Origin of the sequence: Herbaspirillum sp. UBA812, assembly GCF_002296545.1 — a bacterium.
GTDB lineage: Bacteria > Pseudomonadota > Gammaproteobacteria > Burkholderiales > Burkholderiaceae_D > Herbaspirillum > Herbaspirillum huttiense.
This window is the reverse complement of sequence record NZ_DBIC01000080.1, coordinates 1-7915: the sequence shown is the minus strand read 5'-3', so window position 1 is coordinate 7915 and position 7915 is coordinate 1. Positions and strand designations below refer to the sequence as shown.

The 7915-nt window shown below is 64.5% G+C and carries 4 protein-coding genes; 2 read left to right on the top strand and 2 right to left on the bottom strand.

Annotated elements, in window-relative coordinates; genetic code table 11:
* Window positions 1-5014: alpha-2-macroglobulin family protein (locus B3873_RS05215; RefSeq protein WP_286864426.1), on the bottom strand; the 5014-nt coding region annotated here is incomplete at its 3' end.
* 104 nt (window positions 5015-5118) lie between these two features.
* Complete coding sequence (locus tag B3873_RS05210) at window positions 5119-6000, bottom strand: LysR substrate-binding domain-containing protein (RefSeq protein ID WP_209583891.1); 882 nt, start codon at window positions 5998-6000, stop codon at window positions 5119-5121.
* Window positions 6001-6144: 144 nt separating this feature from the next.
* Between B3873_RS05210 and B3873_RS05205 the strand changes: the two genes are divergently transcribed.
* Together B3873_RS05205 and B3873_RS05200 are read left to right on the top strand one after the other, a co-directional pair.
* Window positions 6145-7326 (top strand): MFS transporter, encoded by a 1182-nt coding sequence (locus B3873_RS05205; RefSeq protein ID WP_286864423.1) that lies wholly within the window; start codon window positions 6145-6147, stop codon window positions 7324-7326.
* A 15-nt stretch (window positions 7327-7341) separates the two neighbouring features.
* A partial coding sequence (locus B3873_RS05200) for an NAD-dependent epimerase/dehydratase family protein (RefSeq protein ID WP_286864422.1) occupies window positions 7342-7915 on the top strand: 574 nt, incomplete at its 3' end.

Sequence of the window (7915 nt, the reverse complement as noted above, 5' to 3'; positions counted from 1 at the left end):
CTTCATTGGAGAAGCCCATGCGCGTGCCCTGGAAGTTCAGGCGGGCACGCAGGATCTGGTCGGCTTGCTCCAGCTTCTTGTCGCGCTCGGGGATGGCAGAGACGCGCTGCAGGATGCCGATCCAGTCCAGCAGGCCCGAGGTGGGCCAGACGTTGGGATTGATCTGGATCGAACCCAGCATCGCGGGTTGCACACGGTTGTAGCGCGACAGCGCTTCCAGGGCGGCCAGCTTGCGCACGTCCAGATCCTTTTGCGGCGACCAGAAATCGCGCATCACCTTGCCCTCCACGAAGGCCGCGAGGCCATCCAGCATCTTGTCGCGGCTGGCTTGCGGGATGGCATAGCCGGCTTCGTTGGTGGCAGCCAGCAGATAGGCCGTCAGCGTATCGCTGCCGCGGCGCGCGCCACTGTCGCTGGGCGGGAAGTAATACGCCAGGCCATCGCCATCCAGATAGGTCGGCAGGTCGGCCACGATCTTCTGCCATGCCGCTTCATCGCGCAGGCCGATGGCCTTGGATGTCTTCTGCTCCAGGCAGGCGAAGGGATAGTTGACGAAGTAACGCGTGAGCGCATCGCTGCCACCGGCCAGGCTGGGCTTGAGCGAGAGCGCCAGGCCGCCGCGTCCCGGCAGGCTGTCGGCGGGTCGCGCGACATTGATGGCGGCACTCTTGTCCAGCTGGAACAGCGTGGCCTGCTGCACCGTGACCGGCACGGCCGGCACGACGCCCTGGGTGAACTTCATGGCGTCTCGCGCTTTCTGTCCGCCCTGCTCCTGGGCGCTGATTTCCCAGGCCAGCTGGTTGGTGCCTTCCGGCGTCTGCACCGGCCACATGACTTCGGCAGACTGTCCGGCTGCAATCTTCACCTCACGTTCCGGCAGAGTCAGCGTGCTCGCCGTAGTACCACCTTGCGCACGCGCGGCGACCTTGATCGTCATATCGTGCGTGGTGGTATTGCGTACGGTGACGCTGCCGTTGAAGTTGTCGCCCTCGCGCACCAGCGGCGGCAGGCCGGAGATGACCTGCACATCCTGCGTGGAGCGAATGCTGATGCTGCCGGTGCCGAAGTCGCTGATGCCATTCTCGGCGATGGCGACGATACGGAAGGAAGTGAGCGCATCATTGAGCGGCACATCCAGCTGTTCTCTGCCGTCTGCATCCAGCGTGACATTGGGCTTCCATACCAGCAAGGTATCGAACAGTTCACGCGTGGGCGCACGGCCACCGCCCCCGCCAGCAGGCGTGGCCTTCTTGCCGTAGTGGCGCTTGCCGACCACCTGCATCTGGGCCGTTGATGTTTCGACGCCGTAGCTGCGACGTTGCAGCATGGCACGCAGCACATCCCAGCTGCCATTGGGTTGCAGTTCCAGCAGTGCTTCATCGACGGCGGCCAGGGCGAATTCGCCACCGGCGGCGGGCTTGCCGTTGGGCAGTTTCACTTGCACTTTGACCTTGGCCGTGGCGCGGATGGGATAAGCCGGCTTGTCGGTGCTGACGGCCACTTGCAGGCGATGGCCCGCATCACCCACGTTGACTTCGGCGATGCCGAATTTCCAGGCTGGCTTGGAAAGATCGACGATGGGGCCTGGTCCCTGGTATTCGCGGAATTCATGCCACCAGTTGATCGGTTCCTTCCAGCCCCAGATGAAGAAGGAATACCACGGCACCTCGCGCATGCGGCCGCGCACGGCCAACACCGACACATACACGTTGGGACCATACTCGGCCTTCATCGGTACGCTGATGGTGGGGTCCTGGCCGGACAGCTGCACCACGCGCGTATCGATCACGCCTTCACGCTCCACCGCGACCAGCGCGGTAGCGTAGCGGAACGGCATGCGGACCTGGAAGTTGGCGGTCTCGCCGGGCTGGTAATTCTTTTTCTCGGGCAGGATGTCGATGCGGTCCTGGTTCTCGCCATCGAACCAGACTTCACCGCGTCCGGTGACCCACACCGAGGAACGGGCAGCAGCAGCGTTGCCATTGCCATCCTTGGCGCTGGCAATCAGCTCTACATTGCCCGCTTCGGACAATTCGGTATCGCAGGTGAACATGCCGTGCTGGTCGCTCTTGCCGGAGCAAAGCTTGCCGAGGTCCTGCTTGCTCTCGTCGTTTTCATAAGCGTAGAAGCCGCCGACCATCCGCTTGCGGTGCGAATTGGTCTTGCGCGCCAGGCCACGGATTTCCACCGGCACACCGGCCTGCGGCTGGCCTGCAGTATTGAGGGTGACGGCGGTCAGCGTGAGCTTCTTCTTCACCGAGACCCAGTTGCCGGTGCGCAGGCCCACCACCACCGCCGACGGCCACAAGGGCGTGACGTTGGAGATGGTCTGCACTTCGCCATTGGGATCGCTGTAGGTCATCTCGGTGAGCAGTTCCTGCGGGCGCTGCAGCGCGGGCAGCTTGCCGATGACGGCGCGGCCGGCACCGTTCTTGTCGAGCGTGACGGCGAGCTTGTCGGCGACGATCTTCTGGTCATCAGCATTGCTGTCATCGTCGTTACGCGGCGCATCGAAGGAGAATCCGTCGTAGCCAGCGATGTTGACCGAACGTGACCGCAACAGCGACGACACCTGCACCGCCTGGTTGGCGGCGGCACCGCCATTGATGTAGTTCAGCTGCAGATCCAGCGGCAGTTCCTTGATGGCCACTTGCGCCCCCTTGGGCGGCGTAATGCGTCCCTGCATCAGGGGCAGGCGGAATTCCTCGACGCGGAAACTGCCGGTCACATAGGTGCCTCGGCCATAGCCCGCTTCATTGTCGCCGTCATCGGATTGGCCATTGGCATTGCTGCTGGCAGCGGGATCGACTGTGCCCTGGTCGAGCACGACCTCGTAGCTGCCCAGCTTGGCTTCCTTGGGCAGGGTGAAGCTGGTCTCGGCGCTCTTGTTGCCGCGCCAGTTCAGCGCGAACTGGTATTGCTGGCCGCTGCCGAGATGGCTGATGCGCACCCGCGTAGGCAGGTCTTCCTTGCGCATGAGGCCGAAGCCCTGCATGGTCTCGGTGCGGATCACGTGCTTCATCGAGACGGTCTCCCCGGCGCGGAACAGGGTGCGGTCGAAGATGGTAGTGGCGCGTGTGGTGGCCGACTTGTCCATGTCGGTCGGCAAATTGAAGCGCCAGGATTCGATGCCTTCATTCCACGAGGTCAGCGCAAAGGCCATGTCCTGGCGGCCCTTCTCATCGGTCTTGCGCGCGCTCACGAAGAGGCCGCTGATCTTGTCGGCGTTCTCCGCGCTGTAGCCGCGGTTCACGCAGGCATCTTCCAGCACCGGCATCATGGCCACGCCGCTGGCGTTGGTCTTGCCCTGCCAGAGCTGGGTGCCGTCGCAATTGGAGACGCGGATCTCGGCATCGGCTACCGGTTTGGCATCGTCCAGCCGGGTTACCCAGACGGCGCCATTGGCGCGGCCCAGCTTGACGTGCACCGACAGGTTGGTCACCAGCGCGCTGGTGCGCACATACATCGGCTGCGGCTTGCCCAGCAGCGACGCGCCCAGCTTCTGGGATTCCAGTTCGACCACGTAGAAGCCCGGATCCTTCAGGGGAATGCCGATCACTTCAAAGGGCCATTCGCCCTCCTTGGCGTCCTTCTGTGCAGGCAGATCGAGTTTCTTCGCACCGGGTTCCTTGGCCAGCAGGCTGACGCTGCGCGTATCCACCTTCTTCGGATCGCCCCACTTCTCGTGATACTTGTTCAGGCGCGTGAGCCAGGCGATGACGGCCTTGTCGCCATCGACCTTCAGGTCGGCGACCTGGCCGGGCATGGCGCGGCCGTCCTTGCCACGCACCAGCAGCCCGGCTTCCACGCGGCGCAGTGTGACCGGCAGTGTGGGATCAGCGTTGAGCTCGATGATGCCAAAGGGGGCGGCCGGGAATTTGGCCAGCGGCGGGAAATCCGCCAGCGCCGATTTCAGCGGGAAGGCCCCTGCATTGGCCAGGGTGCGCCCATCTTCATCCTTGAAGCCGGAAGGCAGGCTGATGGTGAAGTCGGATTTCTCCGGGAACGGCGGCTTGAAGCGCAGCTCTCGTACGGCTTCGTCCTTGTCTCCTTCCAGCGTGGGCTTGATCTTGCCCGTGGTGGCATTCATGACCACCTGCTCGGCCAGCTTGCGCGGCACCGGGGCCGAGAACGACAAGGTGACCGGCAGGATGGGCGAGCAGGCAGCGTTGGCGTTCTCGCGCTGGCACGAGAGGCTGGCGGCGAATTCGCTGCGCACCTGGAAATTGAAGACCTGCGGCTTGGAGGTCACGATGGCAGGCGCATTGGCAGCGGCAATGCCGCGATCCCAGACCAGCTTCACGTGCGCCTCGTTGGGCAGGCGCTGCTGGCACTGCACGATGGTGACCGACGCCGGGTCCGAGCCCTTGGCGAACTGCTGCAGCAAGGCCTTGCGATCAGCGTCGCCGACGGCCTTGGTGGGAATGCGCTCATTGATGCCTTCGGCTTCGCAATACAGGTGGTCGCGAACCGTAGCCTCGGTGGCCGGCCCGTTCTGGAACAGGATGAAGGCCTGGTCTTCCGCAATCTGTGCGCCGCTGTACGGTTCGACGCGGCTCACCGCCGGGCCGCCGGTACTGAACTGGAAGCGCGTCTTGCCGCTGACCGTGTTGCCGGCGACGGAACGGGCATCCGCACGCAAATTGAAACTGCAGCGGGTACCGGGCGGCAGGTCGCGTTCGAAGTCGTAGACCCAGTTCTTGTCATCGGCCCAGCGTGCCGTGCCGCTGATGGCGCAATCGGCATCAAAGGGCGAGGCCGCCTTGGGGTCGCCGAACTTGACCATCGATTCCGAGAAGCGCGCCCGCACCTGGCGGATGCGCTGCACTTCGCCCTGCGGCGAAAAGGACAGCACGCTGGCATTGGCCGCATGCGCAGCCGGTGCGGTGAGCGCCGTGGCCGTTCCGAGGCTGAGCAGGGCCGCCCCGGCCAGCAGCAGCCCTTGCAGCGGTGCGCGGCACATCGCCGCGATCGATGGACGGCCTGTGGCCATGGCGTTTTCCGTTTGCTTCATCTTGTTCTCTCCGGATCAATCTTGTCGTGATGACAGCCACAGGATCCTTCCCCCTTGCGGCAGTGCTGGCGCTCAGACTGGAATAACGGCAAAACGTTTCCGATTTACAGCTTGCATTGCAAAAAATCCAGAAAACAGCTGATGCGGCGCGATAGCTGGGTGTTGTGGTAGTACACCGCCGAGATCTTTTGACGGAAGCCGCTATCGTAATGATCCAGCAGGCGCACCAGGCGGCCTGCCGCCAGGTCGGCCGCGGTCATGAAGTCGGACAGGCAGGCAATGCCCTGCCCCTGCAGCGCCAGGTGACGAATGGTCTCGCCGCTGGAGGCGCGAATCGCCGGACGCACCTGATAGCGGTCTCCCGCAGTGTGGCGCAGCGGCCAGTGATTGAGGCTATCGGGCTGGGAAAAGCCGATCAGCTGGTGCTGTTCCAGCGCTTCCACCGACTCCGGCGCGCCGTGGCGGGCCAGGTACTCGGGACTGGCGACGATGTTCAGGCGCGCTGAACTCAGCGGCCGCGCATGCAGGGTGGAATCCTGCAACTCGCCGATGCGGATGGCGATGTCGGCGCGCTGCTCGACCAGGTCGATGAAGCGGTCGTTGGTGGTCAGCTCCAGTTCGATCTCCGGATAGGCCGCGCGGAAAGCGCCCACATGCGGCACCACACAGTGCAGCATGAAAGGCACGGCCGCATCCACGCGCAACTTCCCGACCGGCTTGCGCGTGCGCATGCGCACCGTGTCTTCGGCCTGCTCCATGGCGGCCAGGATGGCGCGCGCCTGCTCGAGGAAGGCCTCGCCCTCTTCGGTCAGCTCCATGCGGCGCGTGGTGCGGGTCAGCAGGCTCGCGCCCAGCTTCTCCTCCAGCCGCGACAGCGCGCGGCTCACCCCGGAGGTGGTCTGCTCCAGCACTTCGGCCGCAGCCGAGAGCGTGCCGGCCTCAACGACCGCGACGAAGGTGCGCAATTCCTCGGACTGAATACTCATTGTTGACTCCGGATCAAATATTCTTTGATTGTAACGGCATTTTTCTCAACAAAGACTGCGCGCACAATCCTTCACATCGCTGCGACTCCATTTCGGGTTCGGCAGCCGGAAACCCTCATTACTCCTCATTCTGGAAGGATTGCCATGCCAATTGCACTTTGGGCGCTGACCATCAGCGCATTCGCCATCGGGACTACCGAGTTCGTCATCATGGGTCTGCTGCCGGAAGTAGCGACCAACCTGGGCGTGAGCCTCTCTTCGGCCGGTCTGCTGGTAACCGGTTATGCGCTGGGCGTGTTCGTGGGCGCCCCGCTGGTCACGGCCACCACCGGACGCCTGCCGCGCAAGACCTTGCTGATCGCCTTGATGGTGGTCTTCGTCATCGGCAACCTGGCCTGTGCCATCGCGCCGGGCTATGCCACGCTGATGATCGGGCGCGTGGTGGCCTCCTTCGCCCATGGCGCCTTCTTCGGTGTCGGCTCGGTGGTGGCCACCAGCCTGGTCCCCAAGGAGAAGCAGGCCTCGGCCATCGCCCTGATGTTTACTGGCCTGACGGTGGCCAACGTGCTGGGCGTGCCCTTCGGCACCTGGCTGGGTCAGATCTATGGCTGGCGCGCCACCTTCTGGGCCGTCACCGTCATCGGCGTGATCGCGCTGGCTGCGACCGCCGTGCTGGTGCCGCGCTCGCAAGGCGGTGAAGAAGCCGACTTCGGCAAGGAAGTGCGCGTGCTCATGCGTCCGCAGGTCATGCTGGGGCTGTTGATGACGGTGTTGGGCTTTGGCGGCGTGTTCGCGGCCTTCACCTACATCGCTCCGATCCTGACCGACATCAGCGGTTTCCCGGCGTCGGCGGTCTCGCCCATCCTGCTGCTGTTCGGCCTGGGACTGGTGATCGGCAACCTGGCCGGCGGCAAGCTGGCTGACCGCAAGCTCATGGCCACCCTGCTGGGCAGCCTGGTGCTGCTGGCGGTGGTACTGGTGCTATTCGGGCTCACCAATGAAAACAAGATCGCCGCCATCATCGGCGTGGGCCTGATGGGCATGGCGGCCTTCGCCACCGTGCCGCCACTGCAAATGCGCGTGCTGGAAAAGGCGACCGGTGCGCCCAACCTGGCCTCCTCGGCCAATATCGCGGCCTTCAACCTGGGCAATGCTGCGGGTGCCTGGCTGGGTGGCGTGACCATCGATCATGGGCCGGGCCTGCATGCGGTGCCTTACGTGGCGGCGCTGCTGCCGCTGGCGGGGATTGCCGTGGCCCTGGTTAGCTGGAAGATGGATGCACGACCGGCCACCCTGGCCCGCACCGAACGGACTACCCCCATCTGATTGACGGAGCCCGCCATGACCCAGACCCCAAGCACTTCCCGGCCGCAGCGCCAGACCGCCCTGGTAGTGGGAGCCCACGGCGTGATCGGCAGCCAGCTGATCGCGCACCTGCTGTCCCTGCCGCAGTGGGAGGTGATCGGCTTGTCGCGCAGGGGTGGCGAGCACCGCAAAGAGGAGCGGCTGCGCCACGTTTCGGTGGATCTGCTCGACGCCAGCGATGCCAAACGCCAGCTGGCCCCGCTGGAACAGGTCACACACGTGTTCTATGCGGCCTATCAGCATCGCCCCAGCTGGAGCGAACTGGTGGCCCCCAACCTGGCCATGCTGCAGAACACGGTGCAGACGGTGGAAGCCCACGCGCCCGGCTTGCGCCATATCAGCCTGATGCAGGGCTACAAAGTCTATGGCGGCCATCTTGGCCCTTTCAAGACGCCGGCGCGCGAAAGCGATGCGCAGTTCATGCCGCCCGAATTCATGTTCGACCAGCAGCGCTGGCTGGAACAGCGGCGCGTCGAGTCAGGCCGCGGCTGGAGCTGGTCGGCACCGCGTCCGGCAGTGGTGGGCGGCGCTGCCCTGGGCAATCCGATGA

Coding starts and splice junctions, on each gene's coding strand:
- B3873_RS05205 (WP_286864423.1), top strand. CDS start 6,145: ATGCCAATTGCACTTTGGGCGCTGACCATCAGCGCATTCGCCATCGGG.
- B3873_RS05210 (WP_209583891.1), bottom strand. CDS start 6,000: ATGAGTATTCAGTCCGAGGAATTGCGCACCTTCGTCGCGGTCGTTGAG.